Below are 18,265 nucleotides of genomic sequence, written 5' to 3'. Positions count from 1 at the left end.
TTATGTGAACCAGGCACTTGCCCGAACGGGTTTTCTGCCCCGATAGTTGGCCATTGCCATTTACCCGTATGTTCCGTGACCCATTTTCAGCACTCACATGAAAGGATCCGTCATGGCCAAGGCCTGGGACGAATTTCGCAAGGAATATGACGACAAGACTCTGAAAGCTATGGAAAACTCCGTCAAGGAGGTTGCCAAGATCAAACAGCAGATGCTGAAGTTTCTCAACGACGCCTACACCAGGGAGGACGCGCTGGCCGATACGATCCCCAAGGCGAGGATGGCGGGAATCACCGGCAAGAGAACCGATGATTTTCGCGCCAACAAGGAATTTTCCAAGGCGCTGGGGCTGTGGAAGAAGGCGGTTGAAACCTATCAGGACGAACTCGCCGCGCTGTCGGCCTATTGCGATGCCGCCGAAAAAACCCATGCCGCGCTGAAGCGCAAGCGGGATGCCGCCGACAAGGAGTTCAAGAAGACAAAGGCGTCGATGGACGCCAAGGCCCAGAAGGACGGCCTGGTTGCCCTGAAGAAATCGGCGGCGGTTCTCGACGGGTTGAAGAAATCCGCCGGCACCTATGGCACCCTGAAAACGCACGAGGTGTTCTATGCGGCGCGCCTGAAAGCTTCGATCGACGGTATCGTCGCCAAGGCGGTGAAAGACTGCGAAGGCGAGGAACTGCCCGAGATCCTCGAGGACGCCAAGCGCAACAAGAACATCAAGGCCGCGCTGCGCATGGTCAAGAGCATCGGCAAATACTCGAAATTCGCCGGTGAACTGGCCGAGAGCGATGTCGACAAGGCCAAAAAGAGCCTGAAAGAGGCGTCCAAACACATGACGACGCTGGCGGCGATGAACAAGGATTACCAGGCGGCGTTCAAGAAACAGAAGAAATTCATCAACGCTCATAACGACAAGAAGGCGATGATCGAGGTGATCTCGAAAATCGCCAAGGCCCACAAGACCTGCACCAGGATCTACGAGGATGCCGAGGACAAGGTCGAGGATGCCGTGTCGGCCAGTTGATCGGCGCGGCCGGAGGCGTTCCGCCCGCGCCTGTCGCCGCTGTCAGCCGATCATTCAGCCGATCATGCGATCCGTTCCGGCCTGTTCGTCGTAGTGACGCTTGAGGCGTTGCAGCGCGATGCGCAGCACGATCTTGCCGGAACGGGCCGACCAGCCCATCCGCTTTTCGGCCAGTTCCAGCCCTTCGAGATAGCAGCAGCACCGCAGCGCCACGTCGGACAGGCCCGGCCCCAGGTCGGTCAGGGCGCGTGCCACCCGGTCGCGGGCACCGCTGGGGCCGTCGCCCACGCCGCTGTCGGGAACGAAGCCACCGCGCCCGCCTCCGGTCAGGAACCGGTCCCAGTTCTGGGCCACGCGCGGCCCCATCTGCGCCAGTTCGAAATCCTCCCGCAGCCGTTCCCCGGCGGCGACGAGATCGGCGCTCAGGAACAACCCGCCGTCACGGTCCTTGCGGCGGGCCAGCGCCAGCAGCGGGCTTTCGGACATGTTGTAACGCACGCGGCGCAGGTTCCCGTCGTCGCCCCGCACCTGTTTTTCGGCAAAGGCGCGGTGCTGGTCGCCGAACGGCGTCTGCGCCTCGGCAAAGCCCTGGTCGGATTGCGCACGCGCGCGGTTTTCACGATCCGCCAGCATCCGCGCCAGTTCGCTGCGCCCGCTGGTGGTGATCCGGTAGCGGCTGACGCGGCCCGGATTGTCGCAGGTGATCCAGTCCCGCAGCGCCAGCACGCGGGCGATTTGGGTATCGACCACAGCGGTTCTCGTGCCCGCGGCGGCGCCGTCGTCGCGCACCACCACCGCCTTATCCATGCCTTCGGCCACCGCCAGCACCGCACCGGATTCGCACAGGCGCCGCATGACCCGTATCGCCTCCGCCTCCAGTGCCGTGGCATCGGGCGGCGCGTCGCCTCCGGTGTCCCCGGATGAGCCCGGCATCGTCTTCAGCGTGGCCGCCAGCGCGGTCAGCGCCGCGTCGACCAGCGGATCGTCGCGCCGCAATTCGACGCGCCGGACCTGGCGCATGATCGTCGAGGCGTGACAGCCGGCAACGCGCGCCAGTTCCCTGATCGACAGCCCGGCCTCGGTATGCGCCAGGTAGCGTTGCGCCCCTTCCGGCACCCAGGGCGGCAGCGCCCCGGCAAGTTTCGGTTCCATCCCCATATGTCCCCGTCTTCTGTTCTTTCGGGTTTGGAGCAGATCAAACCCAAGCACAACCTAAGGGCGAGTTTATTACCTGATCGTTAATAAGTCGCCCGATGTTCAGCATTGTTTCTAAAAGATAAACACTCATGAAACCAACGAACGGTGGACAGCGAACCTTCGCAACACCCGCTCAGGTTGAGTTACATCTCGGGCAACGACGATTGCAGATGGAAGGATCACCCATGCAAGACCTGTTCACCATGCTCACCACCCTGCGCCGCCCGCGCCTGCTGATCCGCGCCGCCCGCATGGGGGTGCAGGACTATCGCCGCGACCGGCACCTGCAGCGGTTGCTGGGCTATGGCACGCTGCCCCGGCCGGCCGCCGCGCTGATGCGCCTGATCGAGATGGAACGGGCGATGAACGAACAGCGCCGGGACGACGATGCGGGATATTCCCTGCCCCGCCATCTCGACGTGTTGATCGCGATGATGGGCGAGGCGCAGCTGCTGCGCGCCGCCCGCCCCGCCGCGGTGGCCTGACCGCCGCCTGCCGGGCCGGGCGGCTCCGGCCCTACATGAAGGCGTCGGGCATGGACGCCTTCTTTTCTGCCACATAGGCGGCCAGCGCCTCGGCGATGGCCGGGTCCAGCGCCGGCTGCTGGTAGTTGGCCAGAAGATATTCGACCCGGCGGGCGGCCAGGGCCTGCGTATCCGGCGCGCCGGCTTCGTCCCAGGTTTCGAACGGCCGGTAATCCAGCACCTCGGATCGCCAGAACGCGGTCTTGAAATTGGCCTGGGTATGGGCACATCCCAGGTAATGCCCGCCCGGCCCCACCTCGGCGATTGCATCCATGGCCTGGGCGCTTTCGTCAAAGGCGACGCCCTGGGCCAGCCTGTGCAGGACGCCGAGCTGGTCCGCGTCCATCACGAATTTCTCGAAACTGCTGACCAGCCCGCCCTCGAGCCAGCCGCAGGCATGCAGCATGAAATTCACGCCCCCCATCAGCGCCGCGTTGAGGGTATGGGTGGTTTCGTATGCGGCCTGCGCATCGGGGAGCTTCGAGGCGCACAGCCCGCCGCCCGACCGGAACGGAAGCCCCATCCGCCGCGCCAGTTGCCCAGCGCCGTAGAGGATCTGGCTGGCCTCGGGCGTGCCAAAGGTCGGCGCCCCGGAATTCATGTCGATGGATGTCACGAAGGCGCCGAAGATCACCGGCGCGCCCGGGCGCACCAGCTGGGAATAGGCGATACCCGCCAGCACCTCGGCCAGGACCTGCGTCAGCGTCCCCGCGACCGAAACCGGCGCCATCGCCCCGCCCACGATGAAGGGCGACACGATGCTGGCCTGCCCCGCCTCGGCATAGACCTCGAGCGCGCCCATCATCACGTCGTCAAAGGTCATCGGCGAGTTGATGTTGATCAGCGATGTCATCACCGTGTTTTCAGCCACGAAATCCCTGCCGAACAGGATTTCGCACATGTCGACCGAATCGCGGGCGCGGGACGGTTCGGTGACCGATCCCATGAACGGTTTGTCGCTGAGCGTCATATGCGCCAGCAGCATGTCCAGGTGGCGCTTGTTCACCGGCACATCGGTGGGTTCGCAGACGGTGCCGCCGGAATGATGCAGCCATTTCGACATGTAGCCCAGCTTCACGAAGGTCTCGAAATCCGCCATCGTGGCATAGCGGCGCCCGCCGGCGGCATCGCGGACAAAGGGCGGGCCATAGACCGGCGCGCAGACCAGCGTCTTGCCCCCGATCACCACCGATTTCTCCGGGTTGCGCGCATGTTGGGTATAGGAGGACGGCGCGGTTTCGCACAGCTTGCGGGCCAGGCCGCGCGGGATGCGCACCCGTTCGCCTTCGATCTCGGCACCCGCATCCCGCCACCGCTCCAGCGCGGCGGGATTGTTGACGAAATTCACGCCGATCTCGGCCAGCACGGTTTCGGCATTGGTTTCGATGATCTCCAGCGCCTCGTCGGTGAGGATCTCGAAATTCGGGATGTTGCGCTCGATGTATTTCGCGGTCTCGATCCGGACGCTGGTGCGTTCGGCGCGCCGCGCCGCCCCGCCGCCGCCACGTCCCCGCCGCCGGGTGCCTGCTTCCGCCATGTTGTTTTCCTTGTCCGATCAGCCAGTGCTGGCCGTTTCCTAGCGCAGTATCCGCGCAAGGCGGATCACGGTTGCGGCGCATAAGGGGAAAAAGCGACATAGGCCGCTTGTCAGCGACCCGCCCGCGCCCTAAAGGCAGACCATGACCCAGACATCGCATGACCGCCTCCTGATCATCGACTTCGGCAGCCAGGTGACCCAGCTGATCGCGCGCCGCCTGCGCGAGCTGAACGTCTATTGCGAAATCCACCCCTACCAGGGCATCACGATGGATTTCGTGCGCGCCATGGCCCCGCGGGCGATCATCTTTTCGGGCGGGCCGGACAGCGTGACCCGCGAAGGATCGCCCCGCGCCCCGCAGGAGATTTTCGATCTCGGCGTCCCGATCCTGGGGATCTGCTATGGCCAGCAGGTGATGATGGAGCAGCTCGGCGGCAAGGTCGTCAGCGGTGACGGCACTGCCGAGTTCGGCCGCGCCTATGTCACGCCCGAGGGTCGGCTCGATCTGCTGGCCGGATGGTTCGACGAGGGCCGGGAACAGGTCTGGATGAGCCATGGCGACCATGTCAGCCAGATCGCACCCGGTTTCGCGGTCTATGGCACGTCGCCGAACGCACCGTTCGCGATTACCGCCGATCCCGCCCGCCATTTCTATGCGGTGCAGTTCCACCCCGAGGTTCACCACACGCCGAATGGCCGGAAGCTCTATGAGAATTTCGTGCGGCTCGCCGGGTTCAGCGGCGACTGGACCATGGGCGCCTACCGCGACGAAGCGGTGGCGAATATCCGCAAGCAGATCGGCGACAAACGGGTGATCTGCGCCCTGTCCGGCGGCGTCGACAGTTCGGTCGCGGCGGCACTGATCCACGAGGCGGTCGGCGACCAGCTGACCTGCGTCTTCGTCGATCACGGCCTGCTGCGGCAGGGCGAGGCCGACGAGGTCGTCGGCATGTTCCGCGATCACATGAACCTGCAGGTGATCCATGCCCAGGAACAGGATCTGTTCCTCGACGCGCTCGAAGGCGTTTCCGACCCGGAAACCAAGCGCAAGACCATCGGCCGGCTGTTCATCGACGTGTTCCAGAAATATGCCGACCAGATCGACGGGGCCGAATTCCTGGCCCAGGGCACCCTGTATCCCGATGTCATCGAATCGGTGTCGTTCTCGGGCGGCCCCTCGGTCACGATCAAATCGCACCACAACGTGGGCGGCCTGCCCGAAAAGATGGGGCTGAAGCTGGTTGAACCGCTGCGCGAACTGTTCAAGGACGAAGTGCGGGACCTGGGCCGCGAACTGGGCCTGCCCGCTCATTTCATCGGCCGGCACCCCTTTCCCGGTCCCGGCCTCGCGATACGCTGCCCCGGCGAGATCACCCGCGACAAGCTGGATATCCTGCGCAAGGCCGATGCGGTCTATATCGACCAGATCCGCAAGCACGGGCTTTATGACGAGATCTGGCAGGCATTCGTGGCGATCCTGCCGGTGCGGACGGTCGGCGTCATGGGCGACGGGCGCACCTATGATTATGCCTGCGCCCTGCGCGCGGTCACCTCGGTCGATGGCATGACCGCGGATTACTACCCCTTCAGCCACGAATTCCTCGGCGAGACCGCGACGCGGATCATCAACGAGGTCAAGGGGATCAATCGCGTGACCTATGACGTGACCAGCAAACCGCCGGGCACGATCGAATGGGAATGATCCCGGCTGCGGTCTGACCCGGACCGGCATCCGCGCCGGGCGGCGATCCGCCCCATCACCGCCAATGCCACGGGGATGATGGGGCTTCGCGTCGTGCAGTCGTCAGCGCACCATTCTGACCTGCCGTGACAGGCCAGCATGAGTCTGGTTAAGAACAGGTTAACATTGCCGCTCGGATTTTTCCTATCCGGCCCTGCGGCAAACGACCGGCCGGGCCCGGATTGCGGCATCCGCCTTGCCGGGTGATGCCGTTGGGTTTATCCACGACAGGAACGGAGACGCGGCATATGGCCAAGAACACATCCGGACGCGGACAGCGCGACCTCAAGGTCAAGGTAAAGACCGCGCGCGGGCGCAAGCTGTCCTCGACGCGCTGGCTGCAACGGCAGCTGAACGATCCCTATGTGAAACGGGCGCAGGCCGAAGGTTATCGTGGCCGCGCCGCCTTCAAGATCCTCGAACTTGACGACAAGTTCCGCTTTCTGGTGCCCGGCGCGCGGGTGGTGGATCTGGGCTGCGCGCCCGGCGGCTGGTGCCAGGTCGCCGTCGACCGCGTCAACGCGCTGGGTGAAAAGACCGGCAAGAAGGTGGGCGCCGTTCTGGGCATCGACCTGCAGGAGGTCGAACCGATCCCCGGCGCCGAAATCCACCAGCTCGATTTCTTGGCCGACGATGCCGACGAAACGGTCAAGGGCTGGCTCGGCGGCAAGGCGGATGTGGTGATGTCGGACATGGCCGCGGCGTCGTCGGGCCACAAGCAGACCGACCACCTGCGCATCATCGCGCTCTGCGAAACCGCCGCGTGGTTTGCTTTTGACGTGCTCGAAGAGGGCGGCACGTTTGTCGCCAAGGTGCTGGCGGGCGGCGCCGAGGGTGAATTGCAGAAGCTGCTGAAGCAGAAATTCACGAAAGTCGCCAATGTGAAGCCGCCGGCATCGCGGTCGGACAGTTCCGAGAAATTCGTGGTCGCGACCGGGTTTCGCGGCTGAGTATCAGCGCCCCATCGTCGCTCTCAGCTGCAGCAATCCGGGATCCACCGGCAGCCGCGCCAGCGCGCGGTCCAGAACCCGCAGCGCCGCCGGCCGCCCCTCCACCGCATCCGCCAGCCGCACCAGCATCGTCCAGGCCTCGACCCGTTGCGGGTCGAGCCGCACCGCTTCGGCAAAGGCCGCCTGCGCGGCGGCGGCATTGCGCTGGGTCAGCGCCATGCCCCCCAGCACCAGGTGGGTTTCGGGAAAATCCATCCGCGACATCAGGCTGCCCTGCCAGTCCGCCATGGCCGCGCCCAGTTCTGCCCGCTGGCCGGGTTTCAGCATCGCGGGATCGACATCCAGCAGCTGCCTCGCGGTCGCCAGCCTGACCGAGCGCATCGGATCGCGGAGCAGCGGCATCAGCCGCGCGATCCGCTCGGACGGGTCCGCCGCCCGCTGCAGGGCCGTGGCAGAGGCCCGCACCAGCGGATCGGCGTCGGTCAACAGCGGCGCGGTCGCCGCGGCCTCGGCCGGTCCGGCGGACTGCTGCATCAGGAACAGCGCCGTGGCCCGCACGATCCCGGGCTGGTCCGGGTCCGTCGCAAGCGCCGCGAGATCCCCCGCCGCGGCCCCCGGATCGTCCCGTCCCAGCGCCAGCACCTCGCCGTAATGCGCCCCGCGATGGGCGCTGTCGGGGAACCGCGCCGCGATCTCGGCCGCGGCCCAGCCGGGTGTGCGGTCGGAATGGCAATCGGTGCAGGTATCCGGCGCGCCGGTGATGGCGGCCAGGTCCGGGCGCGGCACCCGGAACGAATGGTCGCTGCGCGCGTCGATCCCCATATAGACCCGTTCGGGCATGTGGCAGTTCCGGCATTGCGCCCCGTCGCTGCCGGGGTCGTGGAAATGATGTGACGGGTCGTCATAGGACGCCCGGCGCAGGCTCGGAAAATCGCTGTTGCCCGCAGGGGAATGGCATTGCGTGCACACCGCGTTGCCCTCGGCCTTCAGCGTCGCCGCATGGGCGTCGTGGCAGTTCGAACAGGACACGCCGCTTGCATACATTCTGGATTGCAGGAACGAGCCATATACATAGACCTCGTCCAGGATCTGCCCGTCGGCCTCATACAGCCCCGGCGTCAGCAACGAGAGTCGGTAGGCATCGTGGTATGGCGTGCCGGGCAGCGGGTTGCCGTCCTGCAACGGTTCGCGCCGGGAATGACAGCCCGCGCATTGCTGGATGGTCGCTTCCGCAGCTCCGAAATTTGCGGTGAACCCGTAGAGCGGCGGTGCCGGTTCGGTCGCGCCCGCCTCGGCCCAGGCCAGGTGGGCCGACCCCGGCCCGTGGCAGGCTTCGCAGCCGACACCGATCTCGGCCTGCTGCGGGGCGTAGCGGCGGGTGCGCAGGCCGAAATTCCGTTCATAGCCGGTGGCGTGACATTCGGCGCAGCGGGCGTTCCAGTTCTTGTAGGGACCGGTCCAGTGCAGCCCGTCATCGGGCGGCAGCGACTGGTCGGGATAGAGGTGATACCAGCGCCGCCTCTCCGCGTCCCAGGCCACGTCAAAGCTCTGCAGGCGTCCCGGTTCGATCTGCAAGAGCAGCTGCTGCAACGGCGCGATCCCGGCCAGCGAATGCACCTCATACCCGGTGGTGGTGCCGTCGGATTCGGTCACTTCGACATGATAGCGGCCGTCCTCCTCGCTGAAACGCGCGGTCATGCCGTCATGGGAAAACTCCGCGTCGCCGAAATCGCCCAACACCGTGTCCGGCCCCGGACGGGTCCAGGCCAGCGCGTGATGCGACCCGGCCCAGGCCTCGGCCTCGGATGCGTGACAGCCGGTGCAGCTCTCTGACCCGACATAGGCGGGCCGATCCTGCGCGGCGGCGTTTTCGGCGCAGATCAGCAGCGCGAACGCAACGCCCAATCGATGAAAACCCTTCATTTCCCGCCCCTTGCGCCACGTCGTTTGATCAGCGCGCCGTTGAATTCGGACCCGAATATCAGGATCGCCGCCATCAGGTAGAGAAAGATCAGCGCCGCGATCATCCCGGCGAGCCCGGCATAGGTGGCCGCGTAATTGGCAAACCGCGTCATGTAGATGGCCAGCGCCTGCGCCGCCAGCGCCCAGAGCAGAACGGTCAGCAGAACGCCCGGCCAGATCTGCGACAGCCGGTGAACGGTGCCCGGCAGCACCACATGGCATGCCCCGACCCCGATCAGCGCGATCAGCAGGGTCAGCACCCGGTTCAGGCGCGCATCGGTGAACCATCCCGCGATCCCGTCGGGCACCGCGTCCAGCACGAAATGGACATAGAGCGGCAGCGCCAGCCCCACCGTCAGCAGCGCGACCAGCAGCGCCCCGCCCGCGATGACAAAGCCCAGGCACAGCAGGCGCGTCTTCCAGAACGGGCGCGGATCGGTGTCGCGATAGGCATGGCTCATCGCCACCCGGACCGCATCCACCCCGTTGGACGCGAAATAGAGCGTCAGCAGCCCGCCCACGGTGATCAGCCCCGATTTCGGCGATGCCAGCACCCGGTTCAGTTCATTTTCGATCGGGCCGGCGATCTCGGCGGGCCAGGCGCCGAAGATCAGTTCGGTCATCTCGTTCAGGTCCAGGTCCTGCGACAGGAACCCGGCCAGCGCGACGACAAAGAGGATGAACGGGAACAGCGCCAGCATGATCGACATCGCCACATGGCTGGACATGATCCAGCCGCCCTTGTCGTTGAACCGCCGCACCGCGTCCCAGAGCGCGGCGGCAAACAGATTCAATGCACTGGTTCCCTGCCCTGTCATGGCGGCACCCTAGCCCGCGCCGAATGCCGAAACCAGCCCCGCCGGATGGCTTGCGCGTGGCTGCGGATGCGGGCTAGACCGGAACCGTCATGCCGCTTTCCGACCCGATTTCCGACCCGAATTCCGACCGGCCTTCCGACCCGCAGCCCGAACGCGCCGGCCTGACCCAGACGCTGGCACGGTGGCGCGATGTGCTGCTGGTGGTCACGCTGAGCATCTACGGCCTCTATGCCGGGGCGCGGTTTCTGGTCCCGCTGGCGGTGGCCTTCCTGGTATTCGTGCTGATCACCGCGATCAGCGACCGCCTGGTGCGGATCGACCTCGGGGGCTGGCACCCGCCGACCTGGCTGGGCAACCTGCTGGGCGTCACCGCGGTGCTGACCGGGTTGTTCGCGGTGATGTTCATCTTTGGCACGCAGGCGACCAGCTTCGCCCGCGCGATTCCCAGCTACGAAGCCCAGCTCGACCAGTTGATCAGCCGTCTCGCCAACATGATCGGCAATGACGCCGCCCGCGAGATCAACAGCAGTTTCGTCAATATCGACATGGGACAGGTCGCGCGCAGCGCCGTCGGCGGGGCGCAGTCCTTTCTCACCACCTTCCTGCTGATCTGCCTCTATGTCGGGTTCATGCTGGCCGAACGCAGGGTGCTGACCCGCAAGCTGGAACGGGCGCTCGACACCGAGGGGCTGGGCGGCGAACTGGGGCCGATGATGGCGACCATTTCCAGCGGCCTGCAGGGATATATCGGGGTCAAGAGCTTCATCAGCGCGATCACCGCACTGCTGTCCTACGCCGTGTTTCGCTGGCTGGGGCTGGAGTTCGCCGAAACCTGGGCCGTGCTGACCTTTGCGCTGAATTTCATCCCCTCGATCGGGTCCGTGTTCGCGGTGCTGTTCGCCACGCTGGCGGCGTTGATCCAGTTCGACACGCTGACGCCGGTGCTGATCATCCTGCTGGGATGCGGAACGCTGCAATTCCTGATCGGGAACATGCTCGACCCGGCGCTGACCGGGCGGCGGGTCAACCTGTCGACCTTCATGGTGATCATCGCGCTGACCTTCTGGACCACGATCTGGGGCATTCTGGGCGCGTTTCTCAGCGTGCCGCTGACGGTCTGCCTGCTGATCGTGTTCAGCCACATCCCCGCAACCCGGCCGCTGGCGGTGATGATGTCGAAGGACGGGCGGCTGTCGACCGATCCCGCCGGCGCCTGAGCCGGGCGCAAACACGGTTCCGTTCGCCATCATCGCCCCCTAGGATGCCTGTCGTGGGTCAAGGACCGTGGCCAGGCAGCGGAGCAGGCGGATATGTGGATCATTCTCAGTTCGGTGCTGGTCGCGGCCCTGCTCGCCGCCGCGGTCGCGTTTTCGCTGCGCGCCGCGCGCACCGCGCGCACGCCGCAGGGCGCGGTCGGCTGGGTGGTGTTCCTGTTGTCCGCCCCGCACCTGGCAGTGCCGCTCTACCTGTTTCTCGGCAACCACCGGTTTCGCGGATATGTCACCGCGCGGCGCCAGTCCGAACAGGTCATCGCTGGCATTCGCAACCAGGCGCTGGCCTACAGCCCGCCGCCCGGCGCCACGCCGATCGATCTGGGCCCGTTCGAATACTGCGCCGGACTGCCCGCATTGCGGGGAAACTCGGGCCGGCTGCTGGTGGACGGCGCAGCCGCGTTCGACGCCATGTTCGAGGCCATCGACGCCGCCAGGCATTATCTGCTGGTGCAGTTCTATATCTTTCGCGACGATGAACTGGGCCGGGCGCTGGCGGACCGGCTGATCGCCGCGGCCGGGCGCGGCGTCACCGTGCGGATGATCATGGACCCGGTGGGCAGTTTCCGCCTGCCGCGCGCCTATGTGCAGCGGCTCTATGACGCCGGAATCGAACTGGTCGAAGGCGATACATCGCCGCTGCCGACGATCCGGTTCCGCCTCAATTTCCGCAACCATCGCAAGACCGTGATCGCCGATGGCGAAACCGGGTTCACCGGCGGGCTGAATGTCGGCGACGAATACATGGGCCGCGATCCGCATTTCGGCGACTGGCGCGACACGATGATCGAACTGCGCGGGCCGATGGTCGCGCAGTTGCAGCTCATCTTTGCCGAGGACTGGCACTACGGCACCGGCGAGAACCTGCTGGAAAGCCTGAACTGGCATCCCACCCATGCCGAGGCGGATGCCACCGGGCTGATCGTCGCCACCGGCCCGGCCGACCAGAACGAGACCGGCAACCTGATGTTCTTTTCGGCGATCAACGCGGCCCGGGACCGTTGCTGGATCGCGTCCCCCTATTTCGTTCCCGATACCGACATTCTCAGCGCGCTGCGCAATGCCGCGCTGCGCGGGGTCGATGTGCGCCTGCTGGTGCCCGACGTGATCGACCACCGGATGCCCTGGCTCGCCGCCTTTTCCTATTTCGACGAGATCCGCGAGGCCGGCGCGCGGGTGTTTCGCTATACCAGCGGCTTCATGCACCAGAAGGTCATCCTGATCGACGACACGATCGGCGCGGTGGGCACCGCCAATCTCGACAACCGGTCCTTCCGGCTGAATTTCGAGGCCATGGCGATGTTCTTCAACGCCAGCGTCGCACGGGACGTGGCCACCATGCTCGACGCCGATTTCGACCGCGCCTACGAACTCGACCGCATGCTGGCGCAGCAACCCGCGCATATCCGCTGGGCCGCACCGCTGGCGCGGCTGTTTTCACCCCTGCTGTGAGCGAATTCAGCGGTTGCGCCCCAGCAGCCGGTTCAGCACCGCCATCAGGTAGGCGGTCGAGATGCCAAAGCCCAGCAGCCCGGTCACCGCGGCAAAGACGCCGAACACCCGCGACCCCGGCTCGAGCACCACATCGCCATATCCCAGCGAGGTATAGGTCACGAGCGAGAAATAGGTCGCCGTGTTCCAGTCGTCGAACACGCCAAAGGAGATCCAGGCGCTGGCCCAGATCCAGATCTGGATGGTGAGCGCGACAACGATGATGGTGACGGAGGCAATCAGGATCCCCGACAGCCTGATGATCAGACGACGATGCGCCAGCCACTGCGCCAGCCGCTCCAGCGGGCCGGCCCCGACCGCGAGGCAGATCACATGCACCAGCAGGCACAGCGCCAGAAATCCGCTGCCCCAGAGGATCTGGTCGGGCAAGGTCATGGGAACCCCCGTTGCTTTTCACCCTTGTCGCGGCACCGCACCGGACGATCAACCCCACAATTTTGCCGCATGCGGCCAACATTCGGGCCAGGGTGCCGCGCCGGGCCAGATGCGGCACCGGTGGACAGGGCCGCGGAATGCCGCTTTGCTGGGCGCGGATTGTCCGGGATGCCCAGATGCTGCTGACCATCGATACCGTCACCAAGACCTATCCCGGCCCGGGTCAGCGCCGGCCCGTGCTGCGCGGCGTGTCACTGGCGCTCGACGCGGGCGAAACCCTCGCGCTCACCGGCGAGAGCGGCAGCGGCAAGAGCACGCTGCTGCACCTGGCCGGCGCCCTCGACCGGTTCGATACAGGCGAGATTACGCTCGATGGGGTGCCGCTGTCGGGGCTGGGTGATGCGGGCCGGGCGCGGCTGCGGCGGGAAACCGTCGCGCTGGTATTCCAGCAGTACAACCTCGTGCCGTCGCTCACGGTCGCGCAGAACCTCGCCTTTCACGCCCGGCTGGCCGGGCGCGACGATCCGGCGCGGCAGGCCGATCTCGCCCGACGCCTGGGGCTGGACGGGTTGGGCGCGCGCTATCCCGAAGAGCTGTCCGGAGGCCAGCAGCAGCGCGTCGCGATCGGGCGGGCCCTGGCGCTGGGGCCAAAACTGCTGCTGGCGGACGAACCGACCGGCAATCTCGATGAAACCGCCAGTGCAGCGGTGCTGGATCTGATGCTGGATCTGGTCGCCGAGAGCGGCACCGCGCTGCTGCTGGTCACCCATTCGCGCGAGATCGCCGCCCGGCTCGGCCGCCATGCGCACCTGACCGGCGGGGTGATCGCATGATGCGTGCAGCGGCCATCGCGTTGCTGTCCCACTGGCGGCGGCGGCCCGGTCAGGGGCTTACCCTGGTTCTGGGGCTGGCGTTGGCAACCGCGCTGTGGGTCGCGGTGCAGGCGATCAACGCCGAAGCCCGCGCCGCCTATGCCCGTGCGGCCGACCAGATCGGCACCGGCCGCTATGAAAGCCTGACTGCCGAAACCGGCCGGATCCCGGTCGCCACCTATGTGCGCCTGCGCCGCGCGGGCTGGCCGGTGACGCCGCTGCTCGAAGGCCGGTTCCGGGTCGCCGATGGCACGGTTTCGCTGATCGGCGCCGACCTGCTGAGCTACCCGGCCCGCCCCGAACCGCAGCCCGGTATAGACGGGCCTGAACCGGCACAGCTATTCGGACGGCCCGGGATCGTGTTCGGGCGTCCCGACACGCTGGCGCGGCTTGGCGCGGCGGAGGGTCTGCCCGCGCCGCTGCCGACCGATGAGTTGCCCCCCGACCTGCTGCTCACGGATATCTCGACCGCGGCGCGGCTGCTCGACCGGCCGGATACCGTCACCCGGCTGCTGCTGATCGCGCCGCCGGGCGCCGATCTGCCGCCGCTCGCTGACATCGCCCCCGGCCTGCAGCGCCACCCGCCCCGGACAGGGCTGGACGCGGCGCAACTGACCGACAGTTTCCACCTCAACCTGACGGCCTTTGGCCTGCTCTGTTTCGCGGTCGGGCTGTTCATCGTCCACGGCGCGGCGGGGCTGGCGTTCGAACAGCGCCGGGCCATGTTCCGGACCCTGCGCGCGCTGGGCCTGCCGCTGCGGCGGCTGGCGTTGCTGCTGCTGGCGGAACTGGTGGCGCTGGGCCTACTGGCCGGTATCCTGGGGGTGATCCTGGGTTGGGTCGTCGCCGCGCTGTTGCTGCCCGACGTGGCCGCCACGCTGCGCGGCCTCTATGGCGCCCCCGCCGAGGGGGGGCTACACCTGCGCCCGGGCTGGATCATCTCGGGCCTTGCCATGGCTCTGGCCGGTGTCCTGCTGGCCGGGGCACAGGGATTGCTGAGGCTGCGCGCCCTGCCCCTGCTCGCCGCCGGCAGCCAATCCGCCTGGACCCTGGCCGAAACCCGCCGGCACCGCTGGATGGCGATCGCGGGCGGTGCGTTGATCCTCGCGGGCCTCGCCGCCGCCATGGTCGACGGTCTGTTGGCCGGGTTTGCCCTGCTGGCGGGGCTGATGCTGGGATCGGCGCTGCTGCTGCCGCCGCTGCTGGCGGCCGCGCTGCGCCGGATCGCGGCTCGAACCCGCGATCCGGTGATGCAATGGGTCTGGGCCGACCTGCGTGCGCAATTGCCCGGCCTGTCGCTGGCACTGATGGCATTGCTGCTGGCGATGGCCACCAATATCGGCGTCGGCACGATGGTGTCGGGCTTCCGCCTGACCTTCACCGGCTGGCTCGATCAACGGTTGCCGGCCGAGCTCTACCTCACCGCCCCGAGCGAAACCGAGGCAGCGGCGATTACCGAATGGCTGGCAACGCGCGCCGATGCGGTGCTGCCCACCGCGTCCGTCCGGACCGGCGCGGGCACCCAGGAGATCTGGGTGCATGGCATCACCCCTCATGCCACCTATCGCGACAACTGGCCGGTGCTGCGGGCGTTGCCCGATGGCTGGGACCGGCTGGCGGATGGGAGCGGCGCGATGATCAACGAACAATTCGCCCGGCGCGGCGGCATCGCGCTGGGCGACATGTTGATGCTCGATGGCAATGACGCCTTGCAAGTGGTTGGCATCTATAGCGATTACGGTAATCCGACCGGGCAAGCGATGGTGTCGCTTGAGACCCTGCAATCTATCATGGGGCCGCTGCCGGTCATGCAGGCGCTGGTCCGCGTGGCCCCCGGGAATGCCGCCACCCTGGCCGCCGAGCTGCGCGGGGCCTTTGCGCTGCGGCGCGAGGCGCTGCGCCCGCAGGCCGCGATCAAGTCCGCGGCACTGGCGGTGTTCGACAAGACCTTTGTCATCACCGCGGCGCTGAACCTGTTGACCCTGGGTGTCGCGGGGTTCGCGATCTTCACCAGCCTTCTGACCCTCTGGTTGATGCGCCTGCCGCAGGTCGCCCCGGTCTGGGCGCTGGGTCTGAGCCGGGCGCGGCTGGCGCGGCTGGAACTGATCCGCAGCCTCGCGCTGACCGCGATGACCGCCCTTCTGGCCCTGCCCCTGGGGATGGTGCTGGCCTGGGTGCTGATGGTCGTGATCAATGCCGAGGCATTCGGATGGCGTTTGCCGTTCGCGGTGTTTCCGATGGACTGGGTGCGGCTGGGCGCGCTGGCCCTGCTGGCCGGCGCATTGGCCGCCGCCCTGCCCGCGCGGCGCCTGCACCGGTTGCCGCCCGCCGAATTGCTGAAGGTCTTTGCCAGTGAACGCTAGGGTTTCGGCATTGGCGATCATCCTCGCCCGCGTGATCGTCCTGGGCCTGCTGGTGCCTGCGACCGCCGTCGCGCAGGGCTTTGCCGGTCTGGGCAGCGATGCCGGCGGCTTTGCCCTGCCCGACCCGGACCATGTCCTGAGCTTTCCCGCCGATCACGGCCCGCACCCGGATTTCCGCATCGAATGGTGGTATCTGACCGCCACGCTCGACGGGGCGGACGGGCGCGACTACGGGGTGCAATGGACCCTGTTCCGGGCCGCGCTGGCGCCGGGCGAGGCCGGGGGCTGGGACAGCCCGCAGATCTGGTTCGGCCATGCCGGGCTGACCACACCGACCCGCCATTTCCATGCCGAGAAACTTGCTCGCGGCGGGATCGGCCAGGCCGGGGTGCAGGCCGCGCCCTTTTCGGCCCATATCGACGACTGGGTGATGCAGAGCAATGGCGGGACCGGCATTTCGGCGCTGTCGCTGTCCGCGCATGGCGATGGGTTCGGCTATGACCTGATGCTGGATGCCGGGGATCGGCCGCTGGTCCTGCATGGCGATGGCGGGTATTCGGTCAAATCGCGCGACGGCCAGGCCAGCCATTACTATTCGCAGCCCTTCTATCGCATCAGCGGAACCCTGCAGCTTCCGGATGGCACGGTGAAGGTTACCGGGGACGGCTGGTTCGACCGCGAATGGTCGTCGCAGCCGCTGTCGGCGTCGCAAGAGGGCTGGGACTGGTTCTCGCTCTCCTTCGACAGCGGAGACAAGCTGATGGGGTTCCGCCTGCGCGGCAACGGCGATTTCACCTCGGCCACCTGGATCGCGCCGGATGGGCAGGCGACCGCCCTGCCCGACGGGGCGCTGATCGTAGCACCTCTGGAACGCAGCAAGGTCGCGGGGCGCGAGATCCCGACCGCGTGGACCCTGCGTCTGCCCGCGCGCGGCGTCGATGTCGAGGTCACGGCACTGAACCCGCACAGCTGGATGGACACCTCCTTTGCCTATTGGGAAGGCCCGGTTCGGGTCGCCGGTAGTCACAAGGGGCGCGGCTATCTCGAGATGACCGGGTATTGAGGCGCGGCCGGTTCGCAAGACTGGCATGTTTCCGCCGATATGCGGGCCCGGACCGGCCGTTTCATAAACAAACCGTTATCGCCGGCGGCCGGCATTAACCCCTCGGACGATCCCTTGTAGTAAAGTCGTAGACGCGGCAGATCCATGAAGGGCCCAGACAATGCCGGGGAACGCCAGGACAAATTCAGGGTCCGACATCGCCGAGGCGCTCGTGCGCGGCGATTTTGGCCCGGTCAATCGGCTGTTTGCCGATGCGGGTTCTCCGCCGCCTTACATCCAGTGGTCGCCCGATCTGCGCATGGTCGGCAGCAGCCTGGTGTCCAGGTTCGCCTATGCCTGCCGCCCGATGTGCCGCGAGGACGGGCTGCTGCAATCGCGGGATTTTTCGCTGCGGACCTTTGGCGCCATGCGCGACTGGCTGATGCATGTGCGCCGGTTGCCCGGCGAGACCGCGTTCACCTACCTGCATTACGGCAACGGCATCGCGCAGCATTACGGCAAGGACATGACCGGCGCGACGACACAGGATTTCCCGAGCCATGTCAGCGACTTCTTCCTCGCGATCTACCTGGCGGCCTGCGCCCGCGAGGAAACGGTGCTGACAGTTCACCAGCCGCCCCTTCAGATGTTCGTCTCGACCTGGCGGCGGGCGGTGATACCGGTGCGCGGCACCGATGGCGCCGTCGAGGAACTGCTGGTGCTGAACACCCCGGAAAACGCGTTGCAGCCGGGGCTGGAGATCCTGCCGGTGCCGGTGTTGATCGTCGATGACGCGTCACGGGTGCGCTATGCCAACAAACCCGCGCGGATCGCCTTCGACCAGGGCGGATACGGCCCCTGGGATCGCACGGTGTTCGACTATGCCGGGCTCGACCTGATGTTCGATGAAACCCCCGAGGACGCACTGCGCCACGGCATGCCCAGCATGACCCGGTGCCTGCACCTGCAACACCAGCGGCTGAGCAGTTTCAACGCCACGATCAGCCCGATCCAGCATTTTGAACAGGCCTTCTATGTGGTGTTGTTGACGCCGGTCGACGGCTAGCAGGCGGC

The 18,265-nt window shown here is 66.6% G+C and carries 15 protein-coding genes; 10 read left to right on the top strand and 5 right to left on the bottom strand.

Annotated elements, in window-relative coordinates; all coding sequences use genetic code 11:
• The first annotated feature begins 112 nt into the window (after positions 1 to 112).
• Entirely contained in the window at positions 113 to 1,027 is a 915-nt protein-coding gene (locus C6Y53_RS18340; RefSeq protein WP_106473738.1) for a hypothetical protein, read from the top strand.
• Between the two features lie 54 nt (positions 1,028 to 1,081).
• Here the strand turns inward: C6Y53_RS18340 and C6Y53_RS18335 are convergent, their stop codons facing one another.
• The gene (locus C6Y53_RS18335) at positions 1,082 to 2,179 is read right to left on the bottom strand and encodes a DUF6456 domain-containing protein (protein WP_106474197.1); all 1,098 of its coding nucleotides are present in this window, start codon (positions 2,177 to 2,179) and stop codon (positions 1,082 to 1,084) included.
• A gap of 230 nt (positions 2,180 to 2,409) precedes the next feature.
• Here C6Y53_RS18335 and C6Y53_RS18330 point away from each other — a divergent pair, with 230 nt between their 5' ends.
• Positions 2,410 to 2,709, top strand: coding sequence for a DUF6477 family protein (locus tag C6Y53_RS18330; RefSeq protein ID WP_106473737.1), 300 nt, complete (start codon positions 2,410 to 2,412; stop codon positions 2,707 to 2,709).
• A 31-nt stretch (positions 2,710 to 2,740) separates the two neighbouring features.
• Here C6Y53_RS18330 and C6Y53_RS18325 read toward each other — a convergent pair whose 3' ends face one another.
• Positions 2,741 to 4,285, bottom strand: coding sequence for a trimethylamine methyltransferase family protein (locus tag C6Y53_RS18325; RefSeq protein ID WP_106473736.1), 1,545 nt, complete (start codon positions 4,283 to 4,285; stop codon positions 2,741 to 2,743).
• 142 nt (positions 4,286 to 4,427) lie between these two features.
• Between C6Y53_RS18325 and guaA the strand changes: the two genes are divergently transcribed.
• A complete protein-coding gene (gene guaA / locus C6Y53_RS18320) occupies positions 4,428 to 5,987 on the top strand; it encodes a glutamine-hydrolyzing GMP synthase (RefSeq protein WP_106473735.1) in 1,560 nt (519 codons plus the stop codon).
• Positions 5,988 to 6,274: 287 nt separating this feature from the next.
• Positions 6,275 to 6,976: an RlmE family RNA methyltransferase gene (locus C6Y53_RS18315; protein WP_106473734.1), complete on the top strand. Its 702-nt coding sequence runs from the start codon at positions 6,275 to 6,277 to the stop codon at positions 6,974 to 6,976.
• A 3-nt stretch (positions 6,977 to 6,979) separates the two neighbouring features.
• On the opposite strand, the gene C6Y53_RS18310 is transcribed toward C6Y53_RS18315, so the two are convergent.
• Both C6Y53_RS18310 and C6Y53_RS18305 read right to left on the bottom strand, forming a co-directional pair.
• Positions 6,980 to 8,899, bottom strand: coding sequence for a cytochrome c3 family protein (locus C6Y53_RS18310; RefSeq protein ID WP_106473733.1), 1,920 nt, complete (start codon positions 8,897 to 8,899; stop codon positions 6,980 to 6,982).
• Positions 8,896 to 9,732, bottom strand: a complete 837-nt coding sequence (locus C6Y53_RS18305; protein WP_244614888.1) for a YihY/virulence factor BrkB family protein — start codon at positions 9,730 to 9,732, stop codon at positions 8,896 to 8,898. Before C6Y53_RS18305 ends, C6Y53_RS18310 begins: the two co-directional genes overlap by 4 nt.
• A gap of 113 nt (positions 9,733 to 9,845) precedes the next feature.
• Between C6Y53_RS18305 and C6Y53_RS18300 the strand changes: the two genes are divergently transcribed.
• Together C6Y53_RS18300 and cls are read left to right on the top strand one after the other, a co-directional pair.
• Positions 9,846 to 10,973, top strand: coding sequence for an AI-2E family transporter (locus tag C6Y53_RS18300; protein WP_106473731.1), 1,128 nt, complete (start codon positions 9,846 to 9,848; stop codon positions 10,971 to 10,973).
• Positions 10,974 to 11,066: 93 nt separating this feature from the next.
• Positions 11,067 to 12,479 carry a cardiolipin synthase gene (gene cls / locus C6Y53_RS18295; protein WP_106473730.1) on the top strand — a complete coding sequence of 471 codons (1,413 nt, stop codon included), beginning with the start codon at positions 11,067 to 11,069 and terminating at the stop codon, positions 12,477 to 12,479.
• Between the two features lie 6 nt (positions 12,480 to 12,485).
• Here cls and C6Y53_RS18290 read toward each other — a convergent pair whose 3' ends face one another.
• On the bottom strand, positions 12,486 to 12,914 hold the full coding sequence (locus C6Y53_RS18290) for a potassium channel family protein (RefSeq protein ID WP_106473729.1): 429 nt from the start codon (positions 12,912 to 12,914) through the stop codon (positions 12,486 to 12,488).
• A gap of 176 nt (positions 12,915 to 13,090) precedes the next feature.
• Between C6Y53_RS18290 and C6Y53_RS18285 the strand changes: the two genes are divergently transcribed.
• The 4 genes from C6Y53_RS18285 (at position 13,091) to C6Y53_RS18270 (ending at position 18,257) form a co-directional block, all read left to right on the top strand.
• Positions 13,091 to 13,747 carry an ABC transporter ATP-binding protein gene (locus tag C6Y53_RS18285; RefSeq protein ID WP_106474196.1) on the top strand — a complete coding sequence of 219 codons (657 nt, stop codon included), beginning with the start codon at positions 13,091 to 13,093 and terminating at the stop codon, positions 13,745 to 13,747.
• On the top strand, positions 13,747 to 16,149 hold the full coding sequence (locus tag C6Y53_RS18280; protein WP_425300366.1) for an FtsX-like permease family protein: 2,403 nt from the start codon (positions 13,747 to 13,749) through the stop codon (positions 16,147 to 16,149). The genes C6Y53_RS18285 and C6Y53_RS18280 overlap by 1 nt, the downstream gene beginning before the upstream one ends.
• On the top strand, positions 16,139 to 17,212 hold the full coding sequence (locus tag C6Y53_RS18275) for a lipocalin-like domain-containing protein (protein ID WP_106473727.1): 1,074 nt from the start codon (positions 16,139 to 16,141) through the stop codon (positions 17,210 to 17,212). The genes C6Y53_RS18280 and C6Y53_RS18275 overlap by 11 nt, the downstream gene beginning before the upstream one ends.
• 160 nt (positions 17,213 to 17,372) lie before the next feature.
• Positions 17,373 to 18,257 (top strand): nitrogen regulation protein NR(II), encoded by an 885-nt coding sequence (locus C6Y53_RS18270; protein ID WP_106473726.1) that lies wholly within the window; start codon positions 17,373 to 17,375, stop codon positions 18,255 to 18,257.
• Positions 18,258 to 18,265 lie beyond the last annotated feature (8 nt).

Source organism: Pukyongiella litopenaei, from assembly GCF_003008555.2.
In the GTDB taxonomy this organism is placed as follows: Bacteria; Pseudomonadota; Alphaproteobacteria; order Rhodobacterales; family Rhodobacteraceae; genus Pukyongiella; species Pukyongiella litopenaei.
Note: the sequence above shows the minus strand (reverse complement) of the source record. Positions and strands in the feature narration are given on the sequence as shown.

Bases quoted from the DNA above. Each gene is read 5' to 3' on its own strand.
- guaA (WP_106473735.1), top strand. From the start codon at position 4,428: ATGACCCAGACATCGCATGACCGCCTCCTGATCATCGACTTCGGCAGC.
- C6Y53_RS18270 (WP_106473726.1), top strand. From the start codon at position 17,373: ATGCCGGGGAACGCCAGGACAAATTCAGGGTCCGACATCGCCGAGGCG.
- C6Y53_RS18315 (WP_106473734.1), top strand. From the start codon at position 6,275: ATGGCCAAGAACACATCCGGACGCGGACAGCGCGACCTCAAGGTCAAG.
- C6Y53_RS18285 (WP_106474196.1), top strand. From the start codon at position 13,091: ATGCTGCTGACCATCGATACCGTCACCAAGACCTATCCCGGCCCGGGT.
- C6Y53_RS18340 (WP_106473738.1), top strand. From the start codon at position 113: ATGGCCAAGGCCTGGGACGAATTTCGCAAGGAATATGACGACAAGACT.
- C6Y53_RS18280 (WP_425300366.1), top strand. From the start codon at position 13,747: ATGCGTGCAGCGGCCATCGCGTTGCTGTCCCACTGGCGGCGGCGGCCC.
- C6Y53_RS18335 (WP_106474197.1), bottom strand. From the start codon at position 2,179: ATGGAACCGAAACTTGCCGGGGCGCTGCCGCCCTGGGTGCCGGAAGGG.
- C6Y53_RS18290 (WP_106473729.1), bottom strand. From the start codon at position 12,914: ATGACCTTGCCCGACCAGATCCTCTGGGGCAGCGGATTTCTGGCGCTG.
- C6Y53_RS18310 (WP_106473733.1), bottom strand. From the start codon at position 8,899: ATGAAGGGTTTTCATCGATTGGGCGTTGCGTTCGCGCTGCTGATCTGC.
- C6Y53_RS18330 (WP_106473737.1), top strand. From the start codon at position 2,410: ATGCAAGACCTGTTCACCATGCTCACCACCCTGCGCCGCCCGCGCCTG.
- cls (WP_106473730.1), top strand. From the start codon at position 11,067: ATGTGGATCATTCTCAGTTCGGTGCTGGTCGCGGCCCTGCTCGCCGCC.
- C6Y53_RS18300 (WP_106473731.1), top strand. From the start codon at position 9,846: ATGCCGCTTTCCGACCCGATTTCCGACCCGAATTCCGACCGGCCTTCC.
- C6Y53_RS18325 (WP_106473736.1), bottom strand. From the start codon at position 4,285: ATGGCGGAAGCAGGCACCCGGCGGCGGGGACGTGGCGGCGGCGGGGCG.